The organism is Pedobacter sp. HDW13 (assembly GCF_011303555.1).
In the GTDB taxonomy this organism is placed as follows: domain Bacteria; phylum Bacteroidota; class Bacteroidia; order Sphingobacteriales; family Sphingobacteriaceae; genus Pedobacter.
Map to the genome: position 1 here is coordinate 6,283,737 of NZ_CP049868.1, position 17,669 is coordinate 6,301,405.

A 17,669-nucleotide genomic window follows, 5' to 3' on the forward strand; every position below is an offset into this window, starting at 1 on the left:
TCCATTATACATATTCCATTTTACCTCTTCCATCATCCATCTTCCCTCATACATATTACATCATCCCTCTTCCATTTTTACGTCCTAAAACCCACCATTTCCCTATCTTTTCTGTATCTTCGGTAAATTCAGTTTAGCGTATGGCAAAGAAAAAATCGGCAAATATAAAATTGGTTCTGAATCAATTGGTTAGTGACGTTTTTGAAAAAAACAATAATCAACTGCTCAATTACAAACAGGTTTCAGCCAAACTAAACCTAAACGATCATGAATCAAGAGAAACGATTTTAGAGATATTAAAAGAAGGCAAAAACAATGGCATTTTCTTAGAACCCGAAAAAGGGAAATTTAAACTTAAGGAACTGCAGAACTTCATTATTGGTACCGTTGATATGACTGCCGATGGTTCAGCTTATATTGTACCCGAAGATGAGTTTGAAAAAGACATTTTTGTTGCGCCCCGAAAGCTTAAAAATGCCTTGCATGGCGATACCGTAAAAGCTTATGTATTTGCCAAAAAGAGCGGCCGCAAAAATGATGGCGAAGTAATCGAAATCATTAAAAGGGCCAAATCTGATTTTACCGGAGTCATTAAAATTTCGGACCGCTTTGCCTTTGTAATTGCCGATGATAAAAAAATGATGCACGATATTTTTGTGCCGTTGGCCGATACACATGGTGCAAAAAGTGGCCAAAGGGTTTTGGTCACCCTATCGGACTGGCCTGAGAGTGCTAAAAACCCAATTGGCATAGTTAAACACGTACTGGGCAACCAGGGTGAGAACAATACCGAAATGAATGCCATATTAGCGCAATATGGTTTTCCTTTAGAATTTCCGCCACAGGTAGAAAGAGAAGCCAATGCCATTCCCGAAGAAATTCCGGCTGCCGAAATTGCCAAACGCAAGGATTTTAGGAATGTTTTAACTTTTACCATTGATCCGGCTGATGCCAAAGATTTTGATGATGCTATTTCATACCAGAAATTACCAAACGGAAACCATGAAATCGGCATCCACATTGCCGATGTTTCGCATTACGTAATTCAGGGAAGCGAGCTTGATAAAGAAGCTTATAGCCGCGCTACATCCGTTTACCTGGTTGATCGTGTAATCCCGATGCTACCTGAGCGTTTAAGTAACGGGGTATGCTCGCTTCGCCCACACGAAGATAAACTGTGCTTCGCAGCTGTTTTTGAGCTCGATGAGCAGGCGAACATCCAAAATGAATGGTATGGCAGAACAGTTATCCATTCCGACCGGAGATTTGCATATGAAGAAGCTCAGGAAGTGATTGAAAGTAAAACCGGCGATTACGTAACCGAAATACTGAAACTGAATGAGTTGGCCTATATTCTCCGCGACCGCAAGTTTAAAAATGGTGCCATCAGCTTTGAGAGTACCGAAGTAAAATTTAAGCTCGATGAAACTGGTAAACCTATAGGCGTGTATGTGAAAGAGCGTAAAGATGCCCATAAACTGATTGAAGATTACATGCTTCTGGCCAACCGCAAAGTGGCCGAGTTTATTGCCAAAAAGAGCAAGGGTAAGCAAAAATTAACTTTTGTTTACCGGGTGCACGATTCGCCAAACATGGAAACCCTTAACACATTTGCCAACTTTGCTTCCCGTTTTGGCTATAAAATCAACACCAAATCGGATAAGGAAATTGCCAAATCGCTAAACCATTTAATGAGCGAGGTGGAAGGCAAAAAAGAGCAGAATATTTTAACCTCACTGGCCATCCGTTCTATGGCCAAAGCAATTTATACGACTAAAAAAACCAGCCATTACGGCCTGGCTTTCGAATATTATACACACTTTACCTCGCCTATACGCCGTTACCCCGATGTGATGGCCCACCGTTTACTACAAACTTATTTAGACGGAGGAAAATCGGCCGATATGGAGTTTTACGAAGTTGCCTCTGTTCATTCATCGGCGATGGAGAAACGGGCTGCTGATGCCGAAAGAGCTTCGATTAAATACAAACAGGCCGAATATTTAGAAAACAATATCGGTACGGAATACAAAGGCATTATTTCGGGTGTCACCGAGTGGGGCATGTATGTAGAAATCGAAGAGAATAAATGCGAAGGTATGATCCGTTTACGCGATATATCTGACGATTTTTACGTTCTTGACGAAAAAAACTACTGTATTGTGGGCCAAAGAAAGAAGAAAAAATACCAACTGGGTGATGAAGTGATGATCCGTGTAAAAAAAGTTGACCTTTCTAAGCGTCAAATTGATTTCACCCTTATTCCTGATTAAAAAATTAAGACATTTGTGCCCGAAACACAGTGTTTAAACAAAGCATGCATACTACAGAACAATTACAGCAGATTTTAGATACAGCAATACAAAATTTAAAGTTCCCGGATCACCCCAAGCAACTTTATGATCCGATTAGTTACATCATTAACCTTGGCGGCAAACGAGTAAGACCGCTTTTGGTACTCATGGCTACCGAATTGTTTGGCGCAGATGCCAACAAGTCTATCCATGCCGCAATGGCTGTTGAGGTTTTCCATAATTTTACCCTTGTACATGATGATATTATGGATAATGCGCCACTACGCAGAGGCCAGGCAACCGTGCATGAAAAATGGAGCACCAATGTCGCCATTTTAAGTGGCGATGTGATGATGGTAGAAGCCAATAAAAATCTGGCTAAGGTAAATCCGTTTTTCCTTAAAGATGTGCTGGATACTTTTAATGCTACAGCACAAGGTGTTTGCGAAGGCCAGCAACTGGATATGGAATTTGAAGGCCGTGATGATGTGAGTATCGAAGAATACATCAACATGATCAGGCTTAAAACAGCTGTACTATTGGGCGGCGCGCTCAAATTGGGAGCGATTATTGCTGGAGCTTCAAAAAAAGATGCCGATCTTATTGAACAATTTGGCGAAAATATTGGCATTGCTTTTCAGCTACAGGACGATATTTTAGATGTATATGCCGATCCTGAAAAATTTGGGAAGCAGGTCGGCGGTGATATTATTGCCAATAAGAAAACTTTCCTGCTCTTAAAAGCACTATCGAAAACTAATTCTTTAGCACTTCAGGGTTGGATTAACAATAAAAACTCCGATATTCAGGAAAAAGTTCAGGCGGTTACAGCCATATATAATGAACTAAAGATTAGAGAAGAGGCAGAAAAAGAGATGATGAAATATGCAGCACTAGCTTTTCAAAACTTGAATGATATTGAAGTTCCTAAAGCAAATAAACATGATTTACACCAACTTGCAGAACAGCTATTGAAACGGAATAATTAAAAACAATATAAGTTAACCTCTCATGTACAAGTTATTACAGCACCCAACAACCTCTTTTCGTAGTAAATTCCATTTCGAATTATTTACCCTTACAGCCTTATTGCTAAGCCTTTTCTTCTTTGCAGGCTGCAGAGATTCCAGAGATGGAATGGCCGATTTTATTAAAGCCTACAATGAACAAGCCAGGTATGCCAATACTGCATCGGTAAGCAGTACTTCGGCAGAAGCAGATTACAAGGAAAAAATAATTAAAATAAAGGTGGTTACCACTTATTCTGCCAGCGATCCTGAAAGTAATTTTATAAAACAGGCCATGCCAGGAATGATGATGGAGCTATTAAGACAACAGCCATCCTCTAATAAATTGATTAAAGATGGCGTTAAATTCGAAATTACCTATTATACAGAAAAGCTATCCGAAATTTTATCGGCAACATTAGATAAAAAGAAAATGGAAGAGCTGAGCAAGGCTACTCCTGATGCCCTGAATAACGATCCTAGTTTTATAAATCCAAAAGCAAAGGCTCCATCTTCTCCTATTGAGCAGATATTAGCCGCACTGAACAAAAGCCTGCCTTATACCGATGCCTCAAACGGTGCAACTATCTTCAGAATAGACCAAAACAGGCTTGGCGATTTAGTTTATCATGTACGTACCCCAAAAGATCTTGCTGGCCCGTTGAAAACCAAGGCAGGTGTAGAACTGATGAAAAGCGAAATATTGCGAAGTGGGAAGCTGAAAAAATTGATGAGTGGTTTTAGAAAATTTCAGATTAATGCTGTGAAGTATGTCTATTACGATCAAAAAGGCAATCAGATTAATGAGCTCCGTTTAACTACTGCTGATCTAAATTAAGCCACATGGATGATAACGAAGAATACAGAGAAAGGCCTGTTTGGAGAACAGTGCTTAGTATCGCAATTGCTATTTTTGCAGTAATACGTCTTTTTGCAACTTGCAACAAAATGGATTCGAGGCAAAGTAACATACCAGACAGCAACATTTTAAATTTAACAGAGCAACGGTTTTCGAACCAAGGCTCCGTATCCTCATCCCCGCCTCCTAAAGCCTGGAACAGTCTGCTTTATAAAAGGTACAAATACCTTGACTCTTTAGACCTAACCCGGCTTAGAGACTTTTATATCGTTAAATTAACAAAAGACTCTCTTGTTAGTCTGGATATAAAGAGTCAGCTTAAAATAGAAAAAGGATGCTTTTTTCAAAACACACATGATGATTCTTTAAAGTTTGCATTTAAAACGCCTAAGAATCTAAATGTTTTTGTGCACGATTTCGAAGGTACTTCAACTGTTGATGCATCTTTTAAACAACTAAAATCTGGAAGTAAAATCAAAAACTACCGTGATTTTATTAAACTTAGCCCAAATTCAAAATTGGTTTCTTATAACATTACACAATCCGGCATTAAGTTTAAAGGTGTAGCTTACGCTTTTAAACAAGACAACTATAAAATGTTTATTGAGTTTGAAAGTAGTACACTTACTCAAATCAATTTAGAGCATCAGGCGTTAACTTATGTTTCTAAACACATTAAAGTAGTGCAATAGCAATAACTTAATCTAAAAAGTATTGCTATTGTGTACCAGTTTAAGCGCTTAATTTAATATTGATACGAAAAAAGTATAACTGAGAATTTTGCTTATCAGGCCCTTGCTAGTTTATACTTAATCCAGAAATCGGCTGCTTTACTGTTTGCTATGCCTTCGGCTGGCCGCTGTCCACGGCCTCCGCCGCCCATACCACCACCAGATCTTCCACTACCCATACCACCGCGGCCACCGCCCATGCCACCTCTCGACATACCACCGCCAGGTCTTTCACCTCCTTCCGGCCTACCTTCTTTATGCATAATGACTTTATTAGACTGGTTAATTTTAATATTATAAAACAAAGGATTTTTCATGTCCAGGTTAACAGCCAATTGAGCTAATGGGATACTCAATTCGTATATCATGTCTTTATTGGGATGAATGCTCATGCCAGTTTCAATTCCGCTCTCGTTATCAGCAGGTAAATCGCCATCCGGAATCTGCTTAAAGCCTGAGACATGAATAGCTTTGTGCATTGCCTGCTCATCGAGCATCATCTCGTTATGCTCATTGGGTTTCACCTCATGATGATCTGCCCATCTATCACTTTCATTTGGCATAGGCGGTCTTTCCATTAGCGGAAAAGTTAATTTCATACCATCTTTCTTTTTACCAACTGTATTAATATTTAATGTAATACCACCTCTTAACACGCTAAAGGTAGTTTGTGGATCTAAAGATTCGATAATAATGTACAGGTTCTGATCATCATTAGCCAGAGCAAAAGCCAACCGTGTAGCATCGTTATACTGATTAAGCGGTTCGTTCCATTCGTTCGAGATGCCATCGGCTTTAAACGGCTTTACCATACGGATATTTTCTTCAACCTCTTGCGCATATAATAACCGGACAGAAATTAGTAGCGGAATTAATAAGGATATTTCTTTCAGATTCATCGGGGATTAATTTTAAAATCAATAACCAAATCTACAGACCGGAAATGTTAATTTTTGTTATTTAACAGGGTTTAACAATTAAGCCGGGAGTCGACAGTCCGGAGTCAGGAGTTGGAAATCTGAAGTCAGCTAAGCGATGAAATGAACTAATGGCCAATTTTCAGTTGGATTATCTATTAATTATAAACCAATAACCAATTTTCAGTTATCAATTTCCAGCTTAATGAAGCTATTGACTATAAACCAATGACCAATACTCAGTTATCAATTTCCAGTTGGATTAAGCTATTGACTATGAACCAATAAGCCATATAACAAAAAAGGTCCTGATTTTCATCAGAACCTTTTTTATATTTTTGTTTCTTACTAATTATTCTGCAGCTGCAGCTTCTTCAGTAGATTCGTCTTTTTTAGCTGCTTTTTTTGCTGGTGCTTTTTTAGCAGGTGCTGCTTCAACTTCAGCTACAACTTCTTTCTTTGCAGTTGCTTTTTTAGCAGCTGGTTTAGCGATTGCTGCTTCGATTTCAGCATCAGTGATAGGAAGAATAGAAACGTATGATTTGTTATCTTGTTTCTTTTTGAAAACAACAGTACCATCAACTAAAGCGAATAAAGTATGGTCTTTACCAATACCAACGCCTTTATCAGGATGGTGTTTTGTACCACGTTGACGTACTAAAATGTTTCCTGCGATAGCTAACTGACCACCGAAAACTTTAATACCTAAACGCTTACTATGCGATTCACGTCCGTTTTTCGAACTACCGGCTCCTTTTTTGTGTGCCATGATTTTATATTTTGTAACCCGCCAAAAAGCGGATTATTGGGTTAACAATTAATTATAACGTGATGTCAGAGATCTGAATCTTAGTGAAAAACTGGCGGTGACCGTTTTTCTTTTTGTAACCTTTTCTACGTTTTTTGTGGAAAACGATTACTTTATCACCTTTTAAATGAGATACGATCTTAGCTGAAACTTTAGCACCTTTAACTGCAGGAGCACCTACAGTAATTGCACCACCGTTATCAACCAACAATACATTATCAAATTCAATACTAGCGCCTTCATCTCCTTGCAATCTGTGTACAAAAAGGTGCTGGTCTTTAGCAACTTTAAATTGCTGCCCTGCTATATTTACTATTGCGTACATTGTTTAAATATTAGTTTTTTAATTTTTATTTAACGAGGTGCAAATATAGAACAATTTCAATTAACACACAAATAGATATCGAAAATATTTTTCGTTAAAACATTCCCCTGGTCATTACCGCTGATTCGGCATCCATTTACCTACCTCAATTAAAGTTTTTCGGAAGACAAAGGTAAGCATTTTAACCCCCACCTGATTTGTAGCAGCCACTTTGTTCTAAACCCGATAGGAATGGAAAGCCTCAGCTTTTTCGGCAGTGCTTGTAGTGGATAGCGGGACTACAAGCTGCCAAGTACTCCTGTCTGCTCCTTTTCAAAATCATAAGACTGCCATCTGTTAAAAAATGTTAAACACCAATTTTATTACGAAAATTTCGTAGATTTACGAAAACTAAATAGATAACTAAAACCCAATATTATGAAACGAATTTTAACTACCTGCTTGGCTACCGCCATTTTACTTTCGGCCAAAGCCCAGGAACCGGATAAAGCACTGGCCAGGGTGCGTTATACTTTTACACACGTGAGAGACACCACCCAAAGAGACAAACCGAAAGTGGAAAACATGCTATTGGTAACCGGCAAAAACGCTTCGGTTTATACCAGTTACGATAAGCTGAACCAGGCGCTGAACATGCAAAAACAGATACAGGAACAGATTAAAAACCAAACAGGTAATGGTAACATGAAAATTGAAGTAAAAAGTGAAATGAAAGCTCCCCTAACCCAGGAAGATTATTTCTTTTTTGCCAACGAACATAAAATGATTACCAAAGAGCGCCTGTTTAACAATTACCTGGTTGAAGAACCTGCAGCCAAAATAGACTGGAAGATATTGAAAGATACAATGAGTTTTTCGGGGTTGCCTGCCAAAAAGCTACAGCACATTTTAAAGGCCGCAACTGGGTTGCCTGGTTTGCCAGCGAAATTCCGTTTCAAAGCGGTCCGTGGAAATTAAATGGCCTACCCGGATTAATTGTAGAAGCTTACGACGATAAAAAGGAAGTGAAATTTGAATTTGCCGGGCTTGAAAATGTAAAAGATGCAGATGCTACAGCGAACTCGGATGGCGATGTTAAAATAGCAGCTCCGAATGGCGGAGTGGGTGCAGTAAAAATTGTAGGTATAGATGTGAGTACCAGCTACCTTGGGCCAGAAATTAAATTGCCTGCCGATGCCATTAAAACCACCCGGAAAGAATTAGATAAACTTAAAGCTGCCCGTGATAAAGACCCACAGGGCTTTATGCAGGCACAAATGGCGGCAAGCGGCATGCAAGGCTCGTTCAGAACCAACCAGGCACCACGCCCGGCAGGTACAGCAGCAACTAAACCAGAAGTAAACAACCCGATAGAAATTGAAGACAAAAAATGAGAAAGCTCGGTTTAACCTGCTGGCTCCTGCTGGCAGCTTTTTCGGTTTTTGCCCAGAAACCACTTAAAGGCATGGTAAAAGATGCCAGCGGCAAGGCTGTCGAATCAGTTAACGTAACTTTAAAAGATGCTGAAGGTAACACCATCAACTTTACGCGCACCAACAAGAATGGTACTTTTAGTATTGAGCTCAAAAATGACCAGATTGCCGGTTACAAAATTGAAGCTTCGAGCATTGGCTTCAAAAAGCTGATTACCACTGTAACTGATATTGCTAAAAGTTACGACCTGACTTTACAACCCAGCGAAACCACACTGGAAACGGTTACCGTTAAAAACCGGCCATCGTTAACAGCCCGGGGCGACACCTTAAATTACCGCACTTCTGATTTTGCCGACAAGCAAGACAGAAGCATTGGCGATGTGCTTAAAAAAATGCCTGGTGTAGAGGTTGCCGAGGATGGCAAGATCAGCTACAATGGAAAATCGATTTCGAACCTTTATGTAGATGGTGATAATTTGCTAGACGATAAATACAATATTGGCACAAAAAGCATCCCTCATGGTGCGGTTGATAAGGTACAGGTAATCCAAAACGACCAGCCCATTAAAATGATGCGGAAAAATAACATGAGCGATGATGTTGCGCTAAACCTGGTAATAAAAGATGAGGCAAAGCTTAAAGTAATGGGCGATGCAACTGTTGGAGCAGGTATGCCCAACCGCTTTGACGAAAACCTTACCGCCATGCTGTTTAATAAAAAACTGAAGTTTATTAACAACATTAAGGGCAACAACATTGGCAGCGATCCAGGTGGCGACCTTACCGCGCACAATTTCTCTGATTACTTAAAAAAACTGGATAACGATAAACCCAGTGGACTCCTTTCAACAGGTGCTGCCGGGTGCCTTCGTTACCGCAAAGCCGATACCTTTTCAACAAAGCAGGACTGATTAACCTGAACAATTTATACAAGTTTAACCCCGATCTGCAGTTGAGGGCTAATATTTCATATTTATATGATCAGCGACGTCAGCAATACAATAAATTTTCGGAAACTTATTTACCCAATCAAACCATTCGCTATGCCGAAACGCAGAGCAATGCCATTAATCCGCAAAAGCTGAGGGCGCAGTTTAACTTAAACGGAAATGCTGAGCAGTACTACCTGAACAACAATCTGGTTGTGGAATATACACCTTTTAAAACCACATCGGGTTTTGTAATTAACAATGTAGCGGCCAACCAGGTACTTAAACAAGAAACCTTCGATTTGTCGAACGAATTTAATTACCGTAAAAAATTAAAATCAGACGATGTAATTAACCTCTACTCCTACTTAAACCGGACTACACAACCAGAAACACTAAATATTACACCCGGGCTTAATGCCGATATCTTAAACAATGGTAACAGTTATCTTGGTTTAACACAATACATTAAATTACCAACCTGGTACACCAACAATTATGCGTCTTTCGCTTTTGTAAAAAACAACTTCGTACAAACCTATAAGGCTGGTTTTAATGTACAAAAACAACAATTGAATTCGGAGCTATACCGTACACAAAACAATCAGCAAACGGAACCAGTAACAGGCAGTACAGTAAACGATCTCGACTGGTTAAAAACCAAACTCTATACAGAGGCAACCTATGAGTATACCAACGATAAGCTAAAAGCAGGCATAAGCTTGCCGTTAAGCTACAATCAGATCAATTATAGCGATGCCCTAAATCAATTGGATAACAAGCTGAACAAGTTATTTATAAACCCGGCACTTAACGTAAAATACCAAACCAGTACAGAAAACTATGTAACAGCAAATTATAGTTTCAGAAACGACCTTGGGGGAATTGATGATGTTTACCGCGGCACTATTTTAAAAAACTACCGCTCGCTATTTTCGAACGATGCACCTATTGCTGAATCCAAAACACATAATGTTGGGGCTGGTTTTAATTTTAGAAAGGCCATGCAAATGCTATTTGCGAATTTAACGGCTACTTACAGCGACACCGAATTGAGTACCATTTCTGCTTATAACTTAAGTAACAACATCCAACAGAAAATTGTATTGCCATTGAATAACCATATCCGCAGCCTCTCGCTAGCCGCAAATGCAAGCAAATATCTGTTTAGCTTAAAAAGCACGGTGAATGCCGGAGTAAGTTTTGCACAAAGCCGGTACAGTCAACTACAAAACAATGCATTATTGCCATTTAACACGCAAACGATAAGCTATAAAGCCGGCATTGAAGCTAAGCTTACAAACTTCATCAATTGGTCATATAACGCTAATTTTGCCATTACCGACAATAAAGCCATGATTGCTGATGGAATAGAAACGAACTTTAAGCAATTAAGGCAGCAGTCATCTTTAGCCATCACTACGGTTAGAAATGTGTATTTAAATTTATCGGCAGAACACCTTTTCACCCGGCAATCTTCACAGCCAGATTTGAAGTATCTTTTTGCTGATGCCAATATGCGGTACAAATGGTTAAAAATGAAAACAGATATTGAATTTGGGATAACCAACTTAACCAACATTAAAAGCTTTGATGCCATTTATCTTTCGGCTAACTCCCTTACCACCGGTACTTATTACATCCCCGGTAGGGTGGCCATGCTGAAGGCTACGTTTAATTTCTAAGTATTTTGGTCAGTGGGAAGTGATACACCATATCATTTCCCCGCTGATTTAAGGTGGCACACTAGGAGCAAATTGACAAGCATGAGGTTAAATCAAAATCTTTTCAAATCAGCGAAATCCGTGTGATCGGCGGAGAAAAAAGAATGATATTAAGGCTTGGTATTGATCTGAATAAACTGTCTATTTTTATCCATTTTTAGATCCATAATCATGTTGGGATTCAATTTATCGAGCTCTGCTTTGCTTATCTTTTTTCCATTTAAATAATAACCTGTGCTGGTAACCGACGATTCTTTTACTTCTGATTTATCGTTTACTGTTTCATCGGCATGTTTTGTATTGATGGTAGACTTCATAATAAAAACAGCGGTTACTTTTTTTCCTTTGGCATCAGGAACATTTCCTAATCCCATATTCGCCTGATCAGCCAGCATAATCTGCTCAATTTTTTCGTTAGTTGGAACAGAATCGGTAAAGGTGAAATGTTTAACAAAGGTTCTTTTGCTAAGATCGCCATCCGTTTTAAAATCGAACTTAACATTACCAACCATTTTTTTAACCACTTCTCTTATCTGGTGCGGTACCGAATCGCCCTCTTTGCCAGTCTGCTTAAAAACAAATGTCAGCTTGATTGCTGTGTCTATTTTTTTCACCAAAGGTGAGACTATCTTTTTCTTTTTTCTGGTTATTATACTGGTTTTGGCTTGCACAATAGATTCAGCTTCCTTATGTGGGATTACATTAACCACCATTTTAGTTAAGGGAGCTAAACTTTTCCGAACGGCTTTCTTATCAATAGTAAAAGCCAGCGTAACGCACAACAAAACCGGCAATACCAGCATATAGCGGGTTAAGTTCACTTTCGATGAACGTTTGGCATTCATCATTTTAATCCGTTTTTTCAGATCAGAAAGGTTGAAATTGTTAACAATAGCCACCGAAGGTTGTAAAGCACCTACATCCAGCAAACTGTATTGGTATGCCTTTTTATCGATTCCCTTTCTTAAAATGCGGGCATCGGTAATAAACTCAATATTTTCGCGCACGGCTTTTTTCATCAGCCAAACACCTGGATTAAACCAATAAAAAACCACGCAAATTTCGGCCAGAATAATATCTAATGTATGCCACTGCTCCACATGTACTTTCTCGTGTGCCAGGATATTGGGTAGATCTTCCTGCTTGTGCAGACCCGGATTAATGTAAATGGTTTGCCAGAAACTGAAAGGGCTTACCTCTTCAGTTAATATCCTTACCGGATACTGACTCAGCTTATCGGGCGAAGAATTTTGATGCATGCGATACAGGGAGATGAACTGCACCAGTAAACGCAGTGCCATTAAAACCACGCCTGCATAAAAAAGTATGGAAAGTATTTGCCAGATAAACGGTACAGCATTTTGTTTTACCAGCTGACTTACCTGTTGGTTCAACTCCGGAACAAATGCAGGTACCGACTTACGGCCGGCCAAAAAATCGGTAAGGTTGATAAAAGGATACGCAGAAGAAAAAATAATACCGAACACCAGAAAAGCCCTGTTGAGCGAGTAAAAGGTAAGCCTGCGCAATACCAGGTAATAGGTGGCCGAAAACAAAATCAGCACCAGGTTAATTTTTAATAAAAGGAGAAAGAAATGTGGCATAGCCTTTACTTTTCAGGGTTCTCGATTAAATTTATAATCTCTTTAAGTTCTTCGGCACTGATCTTTTTATCCTTGGCAAAAAAAGCGACAAGCTCTTTATAGGAACTTTGAAAGTAATTATTGACAAAGCCGCTCATAAACCGCTTTTTATATTCTACTTCTTTAACCTTTGCACTGTAACGGTTAGCATTGGCAAAACGCTCGCTTACCAGATAGCCTTTACGTTCCAGATTCTTAATTGTTGATGCCAGTGTAGTGTAAGGAGGTTTAGGCTCAGGCAGTACATCCATAAAATCTTTGATGAAGCCTTTTCCAATCTGCCAAACAGCCAGCATCGCTTCTTCTTCCTGCAATGTTAATTTTTCCATACTTACGAATATATCGTAAATATACGAAAACATCCTAAACAAAAAAGACCTTAATCTGCTTTGATTAAGGTCTTTTCGTTTGAAATTAAACCAATAAATTTACTTTACGCTTCTTTTTTCTGCCTGAAGTAAGGTTTGATCAATAACTTTACGCATCTGCACAGCAGCATCGAGTAATTTAGGATTGCCATCAAAATCACCATACATCACTACATGCTTTGTTTTTTCCTTGTATTTAAACAAAATATCATAGCGTGGTACTGCCATCGATTTTACGCTTTTCTTACCAATAGTATCCGGAAAATTCCAAAGACCAATTTCGTTGGCTTTACCGTGCATGTAAAGGATATCATCGCTCTTTAAAAAGATTTTCTTCTTAATTACCGAATCGGCGCCGTTAACATACTGGTACTCGCCTGTTGCTGAGTTGTAATGATTTTCTAAGGTGTCCTTAATCCCCCATTTATATTCCATCGATACGAAATCCTTTTTGCGGAAAGGTGCGTTCTGGATAATCGGTTTATAGTAGATGTAACAATAAATAATCATCGGAACGATGATGGTAATGGCTAAGAATATTTTTTTCCCTCTGCTTGACACTTTTTATATTAATTATTGAATGAACGAATTACTGAATTATTTAGTGAAAGAATGATCGTTTTTTTGAATGATTGCATGTTTCTGACTCAAAACTCCCGACTTAAGCCTCAGTACTCTCTTTAAGCTCCCCTTCCCATTTACTTACCACAGCGGTTGCAATACTGTTACCTACCACATTCGTTGCCGAACGGCCCATATCCAGTAAGGGATCGATACCGATTAACAAGGCTAAACCTGCTTCGGGAATGTTGAAACTGGCAATAGTACCAGCAATAACCACCAGCGATGCTCTAGGCACACCGGCAATCCCCTTACTGGTTAACATCAGGATTAACAGCATCGAAATTTGCTGTTCAAAACCTAAATGAATACCATAAGCCTGCGCAATAAACAATGAGGCAAAGGTCATGTACATCATCGAACCATCCAGGTTAAACGAGTAACCCAATGGCAATACAAAGCTTACAATTTTATCTTTACAGCCAAAACGCTCCAGTAACAGCATGGTTTTTGGATAGGCCGCTTCGCTACTGGCCGTACTAAATGCCAGAACCGCAGGCTCTTTCATATCGTTTACCAGGCGGAAAATACGTTTTTTCAGCACCAGAAAGCCCAAAAATATGAGTAAGCCCCAAAGAATGGCCAAACCAAAGTAAAACTCCCCTATAAAAATAGCATAGGTATTTAATACACTTAAACCCTGCTTAGCTATAATCGCCGTCATGGCGCCAAAAACAGCGAGTGGTGCAAAGTTCATTACATAGCCGGTCATTTTTAATATTACGTGTGCAATGGCATCAAAAGCTTTAATTACAACCTGTCCCATATCGCCAATGGCTGCCGTAGCTACTCCAAAAAACAGCGAGAATACCACAATTTGTAAAATTTCGTTGGTAGCCATTGATTCGGCAATACTTTTTGGAAACACGTGCGCAATAAAGTCTTTAACACTCATGGCTGCTTTTTGTATCCCGGTATCAACCAAATGATCAGGCAACGATAATTTCATGTGTTTTCCAGGCTCAAATAAGTTTACCAGGATCATTCCCAACACCAGCGACATTAACGACATGGTTAAAAACCAGCCAAGCGTTTTACCACCAATACGGCCTACCGCTTTAATATCGCCCACCTTAGCTACACCAACAACTAATGTGGTAAATACCAGTGGCGCAACAATCATTTTAATCAGGCGCAGAAAAATATCGCTTAAAAGGGTAAAAAACTCCAGTTTTTTCTCTCTTATTCCTTCGTTTTCTTTTTTGATTTTGGCGGCAGCTTTTTTATCAGCTTTAAGTTGAGTATAAACCGCAGTGGTTGTATCGGTCGTTTTTGCGATGTTTACCTCGATACTTTTAACCTTTGCATCGGCATTCAGGATATTCTGGTTGTAAACATTGATAGAGTTTACGTTTAAAATATAGCCTAGTGCAATACCTGCAATCAGCGCTATAAAAATAAAAAGCGTGAGTTTGTTTTTCTTCATGAATAAAAAAGTTTGTGGCACTCTTAATTCGGTAAAACTACGATATTTACCGCTTGTAACAAATTTTGATATCGGGAGGCATCAAAAAATATATCAACGTCACTTAATTAAGCTATTCAACAAAGCAGAAATAATTTAACCATAGATAAAAAGGATGCGCACACAGATATGAAAATGCGTGTTTATCTGCGAACATCCCCGCCTGACAAGCCGGACAGGTGTGGTTTAAATTTTTAACTCAATGACATTAAAAAATATATTATTTTCGCATTCTCGTGTAACAAAAAAAGTGCACCATCATCTAAAACGCAACTATAATTCCCTAAATGGAACAAAAAGACAAGTTATTTAAGCAGATCTTCGATTCGAATTCCAAAAAAATATTCCATTTATGTTATGGTTATACCGGCGATACCGACGCTGCAAATGATCTTTTACAGGAAACTTTCTTAAAGGTCTGGCAAAATCTGGATAAGTTCCGCAACAAATCTCTGATTTCTACGTGGATTTATCGCATCGCAGTAAATACCTGTTTAACTTACCTGAGATCGGAAAAGAGACAGGCTAAAGACGAATTAACTGATAACATTATAGAAAATAAAGTAGAGGAGTTTTCGGAGAAAAACGAGCAGGTAGCCCTACTTTATAAATGTATTTCTAAACTTGAAGAAAATGACCGTTTAATTATCACCATGGTGCTTGATGAACTTCCATACCACGAAATTGCCGATATCTCGGGAATAAGCGAAGGCAATTTAAGGGTAAAAATTCACCGTATTAAACAAAAATTAACAGAATTATATAGCCAGTATGCAAGCGTTTGATCAAATACAGGAATTGTGGCAAAAGCACGAGGTTGAAGTTAAGGTTTCTGCCGACGAAATGCTGCAACAAGCTAAGAAAGAGGTGAATGGATTGAAGCTTAAATCGGCTTTGAATATTGGAGGCATGCTGCTGTCTTTTATTGCTATTGCTGCCTTATGGATATTTTTCCATTTCGAATCGTGGACCACGCACGTAGGCATTAGCATTACTATTATTGCTATTGGTGTTTATACCTTAATTCTTTACCGCGATTACCGTTTAATTGCAAAGAATGATTTTACTGCTCATCCTAACGAATTTTTAAACAACTTAAAAACCTATCAATTAAATCGTTACAAACTATACAACTCGCTTTACTGGTTTTATATGGTTGCACTTTCGCTGGGGCTCATATTTTATTTTGTAGAAATACTGGCGCACTTTAATACTGCTCAAAAAGTAATTGCGGTAGGTTTAACTACCTTATGGATGATTTTCTGTTCAACCATATTACGAAAAGCAGTAATGAAACGGGAAAAAGAAAGAATTGCATTGCTGATCGAAAAATTTGAGCGCATCAGCGGACAGATTTCTACTCCCGAGTAATTTTAGGCACGGTTTTTTCGTTGTAAAATTCAACACACAAAATTGTTCTGGTTTGGTTAGCAGGAAAGCAACAAGACCAATACACTGTTGATACTAAATTTACAACATTGAAAAAACTTATTTTACCGATATTATTCTTCCTGGCGCTGCCCTTTTCTTTTGCTTTTAAGCAAGATTTTACCCAACCGGTGCAATTGGATTGGGAAACCTATTTTAAAGGGAAGGCCGATGAGCGCTCGCCTTTTTTTGCTTTAACAGCCATGACCTGGGAATACAGTTACAGCAGCACAGTGTACCGCAACCGTGTTGTAATTAAGCTTAAAAACGAAGTTAGAGTTGATAAAACGCGTTCGTGGGTAAAGTGGGATAAAATCAAAGATCCGGAAATCAGGGCCAGTTTATTACACCACGAACAAGGCCATGTTAATATTCAGTACATTCTGCTTTCTGAAGCCGAAAGAGTGCTCAAGAACCGCAATTATTCGGTTAGCAACTATAAAGCACAAATATCAGAGCTGGCCAACCAAATTAGCGAGTATTTCGATACCATGCAACGCAATTACGACGAAGAAACTGAACATGGCAGCAACCATAAAATGCAGGCTCGCTGGGACGATATTATCCAGGATAAAATGGAGGAATCGAGAACTGCTACGCTGGCCTTACAAAAATAATTTAGGGATAAATATAATTGAGCCAACTGCTACTGCTAAAAATGCGGCGACCAAAACCGCAGCAGCTGCCAAATCTTTTACTACCTTAATTTTAGGATGAATAGATGGTGAAACCACATCGGCCAGTTTTTCGATCGCCGAATTTAAAATCTCGGCTACAATAACCGCTGAGATAACGCCTAAAATGGAAATCCACTCTAATGGCGAAAGCTTGAGGTAAAAAGAAAGACCAATGGCAATAATTGCTGCAAAAAGATGAACCCTCCCATTATGATCGTGGATAAAAAACAGTTTTAAGCCATGAAAGGCATATTTAAAGCTTTTAATTCGATTGATAATTGAGAATTTCTGATTGTCCATTGTTTTAAATTTATGCTAATCGCAATAAAGATAGTCGTCATCTCAATCCGATAGCTATCGGATGAAGCGCAGCGGAATGCCTGCCCGTACAAGTGGGGAGAGATCTAAATCAAAAAGACTCTCTTCGAGATAGATTTCTCGACTTCGTTTCACTTCGC

At 38.9% G+C, this 17,669-nt stretch carries 18 protein-coding genes and 1 pseudogene; 11 read left to right on the top strand and 8 right to left on the bottom strand.

The window, feature by feature from the left end:
• The first annotated feature begins 140 nt into the window (after positions 1-140).
• From rnr to G7074_RS25995, 4 genes are read left to right on the top strand one after another with little or no spacing between them, the layout of a single operon-like run.
• A complete protein-coding gene (gene rnr, locus G7074_RS25980) occupies positions 141-2,273 on the top strand; it encodes a ribonuclease R (RefSeq protein ID WP_124558505.1) in 2,133 nt (710 codons plus the stop codon).
• Positions 2,274-2,317: 44 nt separating this feature from the next.
• Complete coding sequence (locus G7074_RS25985) at positions 2,318-3,283, top strand: polyprenyl synthetase family protein (RefSeq protein WP_124558506.1); 966 nt, start codon at positions 2,318-2,320, stop codon at positions 3,281-3,283.
• Positions 3,284-3,305: 22 nt separating this feature from the next.
• Entirely contained in the window at positions 3,306-4,139 is an 834-nt protein-coding gene (locus G7074_RS25990) for a hypothetical protein (RefSeq protein ID WP_166212211.1), read from the top strand.
• 5 nt (positions 4,140-4,144) lie between these two features.
• Positions 4,145-4,852 (top strand): hypothetical protein, encoded by a 708-nt coding sequence (locus tag G7074_RS25995; RefSeq protein WP_166212214.1) that lies wholly within the window; start codon positions 4,145-4,147, stop codon positions 4,850-4,852.
• Between the two features lie 95 nt (positions 4,853-4,947).
• Here the strand turns inward: G7074_RS25995 and G7074_RS26845 are convergent, their stop codons facing one another.
• From G7074_RS26845 to rplU, 3 genes are all read right to left on the bottom strand, one after another.
• Positions 4,948-5,790, bottom strand: coding sequence for a hypothetical protein (locus tag G7074_RS26845; protein ID WP_205944127.1), 843 nt, complete (start codon positions 5,788-5,790; stop codon positions 4,948-4,950).
• Between the two features lie 370 nt (positions 5,791-6,160).
• Entirely contained in the window at positions 6,161-6,577 is a 417-nt protein-coding gene (gene rpmA / locus G7074_RS26005) for a 50S ribosomal protein L27 (protein WP_124558509.1), read from the bottom strand.
• Positions 6,578-6,629: 52 nt separating this feature from the next.
• The gene (rplU, locus tag G7074_RS26010) at positions 6,630-6,941 is read right to left on the bottom strand and encodes a 50S ribosomal protein L21 (RefSeq protein ID WP_039476071.1); all 312 of its coding nucleotides are present in this window, start codon (positions 6,939-6,941) and stop codon (positions 6,630-6,632) included.
• An 833-nt stretch (positions 6,942-7,774) separates the two neighbouring features.
• On the opposite strand from rplU, the pseudogene G7074_RS28045 reads away from it, so the two are divergent.
• The 4 genes and pseudogenes from G7074_RS28045 to G7074_RS26025 all read left to right on the top strand — a co-directional run.
• Positions 7,775-7,936 (top strand): annotated as a pseudogene (locus G7074_RS28045) (GLPGLI family protein); the annotation flags it as partial.
• Positions 7,937-7,945: 9 nt separating this feature from the next.
• Positions 7,946-8,314: a hypothetical protein gene (locus tag G7074_RS26015; RefSeq protein ID WP_240916417.1), complete on the top strand. Its 369-nt coding sequence runs from the start codon at positions 7,946-7,948 to the stop codon at positions 8,312-8,314.
• The gene (locus tag G7074_RS26020; RefSeq protein WP_166212217.1) at positions 8,311-9,267 is read left to right on the top strand and encodes a carboxypeptidase-like regulatory domain-containing protein; all 957 of its coding nucleotides are present in this window, start codon (positions 8,311-8,313) and stop codon (positions 9,265-9,267) included. The genes G7074_RS26015 and G7074_RS26020 overlap by 4 nt, the downstream gene beginning before the upstream one ends.
• Positions 9,219-10,970, top strand: coding sequence for a hypothetical protein (locus G7074_RS26025; RefSeq protein WP_166212220.1), 1,752 nt, complete (start codon positions 9,219-9,221; stop codon positions 10,968-10,970). The genes G7074_RS26020 and G7074_RS26025 overlap by 49 nt, the downstream gene beginning before the upstream one ends.
• A 149-nt stretch (positions 10,971-11,119) precedes the next feature.
• Here the strand turns inward: G7074_RS26025 and G7074_RS26030 are convergent, their stop codons facing one another.
• From G7074_RS26030 to G7074_RS26045, 4 genes are all read right to left on the bottom strand, one after another.
• The gene (locus G7074_RS26030) at positions 11,120-12,613 is read right to left on the bottom strand and encodes a M56 family metallopeptidase (RefSeq protein ID WP_166212222.1); all 1,494 of its coding nucleotides are present in this window, start codon (positions 12,611-12,613) and stop codon (positions 11,120-11,122) included.
• Between the two features lie 5 nt (positions 12,614-12,618).
• Positions 12,619-12,981: a BlaI/MecI/CopY family transcriptional regulator gene (locus G7074_RS26035; RefSeq protein ID WP_124558513.1), complete on the bottom strand. Its 363-nt coding sequence runs from the start codon at positions 12,979-12,981 to the stop codon at positions 12,619-12,621.
• Between the two features lie 99 nt (positions 12,982-13,080).
• Positions 13,081-13,581: a hypothetical protein gene (locus tag G7074_RS26040; RefSeq protein WP_124558514.1), complete on the bottom strand. Its 501-nt coding sequence runs from the start codon at positions 13,579-13,581 to the stop codon at positions 13,081-13,083.
• A gap of 100 nt (positions 13,582-13,681) precedes the next feature.
• Positions 13,682-15,067, bottom strand: coding sequence for a dicarboxylate/amino acid:cation symporter (locus G7074_RS26045; RefSeq protein WP_166212225.1), 1,386 nt, complete (start codon positions 15,065-15,067; stop codon positions 13,682-13,684).
• A 326-nt stretch (positions 15,068-15,393) separates the two neighbouring features.
• On the opposite strand from G7074_RS26045, the gene G7074_RS26050 reads away from it, so the two are divergent.
• From G7074_RS26050 to G7074_RS26060, 3 genes are all read left to right on the top strand, one after another.
• Positions 15,394-15,891, top strand: a complete 498-nt coding sequence (locus G7074_RS26050) for an RNA polymerase sigma factor (protein WP_039476083.1) — start codon at positions 15,394-15,396, stop codon at positions 15,889-15,891.
• A complete protein-coding gene (locus G7074_RS26055) occupies positions 15,878-16,477 on the top strand; it encodes a hypothetical protein (protein WP_124558516.1) in 600 nt (199 codons plus the stop codon). The genes G7074_RS26050 and G7074_RS26055 overlap by 14 nt, the downstream gene beginning before the upstream one ends.
• A gap of 107 nt (positions 16,478-16,584) precedes the next feature.
• Positions 16,585-17,151 (top strand): DUF922 domain-containing protein, encoded by a 567-nt coding sequence (locus G7074_RS26060; RefSeq protein ID WP_124558517.1) that lies wholly within the window; start codon positions 16,585-16,587, stop codon positions 17,149-17,151.
• Here G7074_RS26060 and G7074_RS26065 read toward each other — a convergent pair.
• Positions 17,140-17,511, bottom strand: coding sequence for a diacylglycerol kinase family protein (locus tag G7074_RS26065; RefSeq protein ID WP_124558518.1), 372 nt, complete (start codon positions 17,509-17,511; stop codon positions 17,140-17,142). The genes G7074_RS26060 and G7074_RS26065 overlap by 12 nt on opposite strands.
• Between the last annotated feature and the right edge of the window lie 158 nt (positions 17,512-17,669).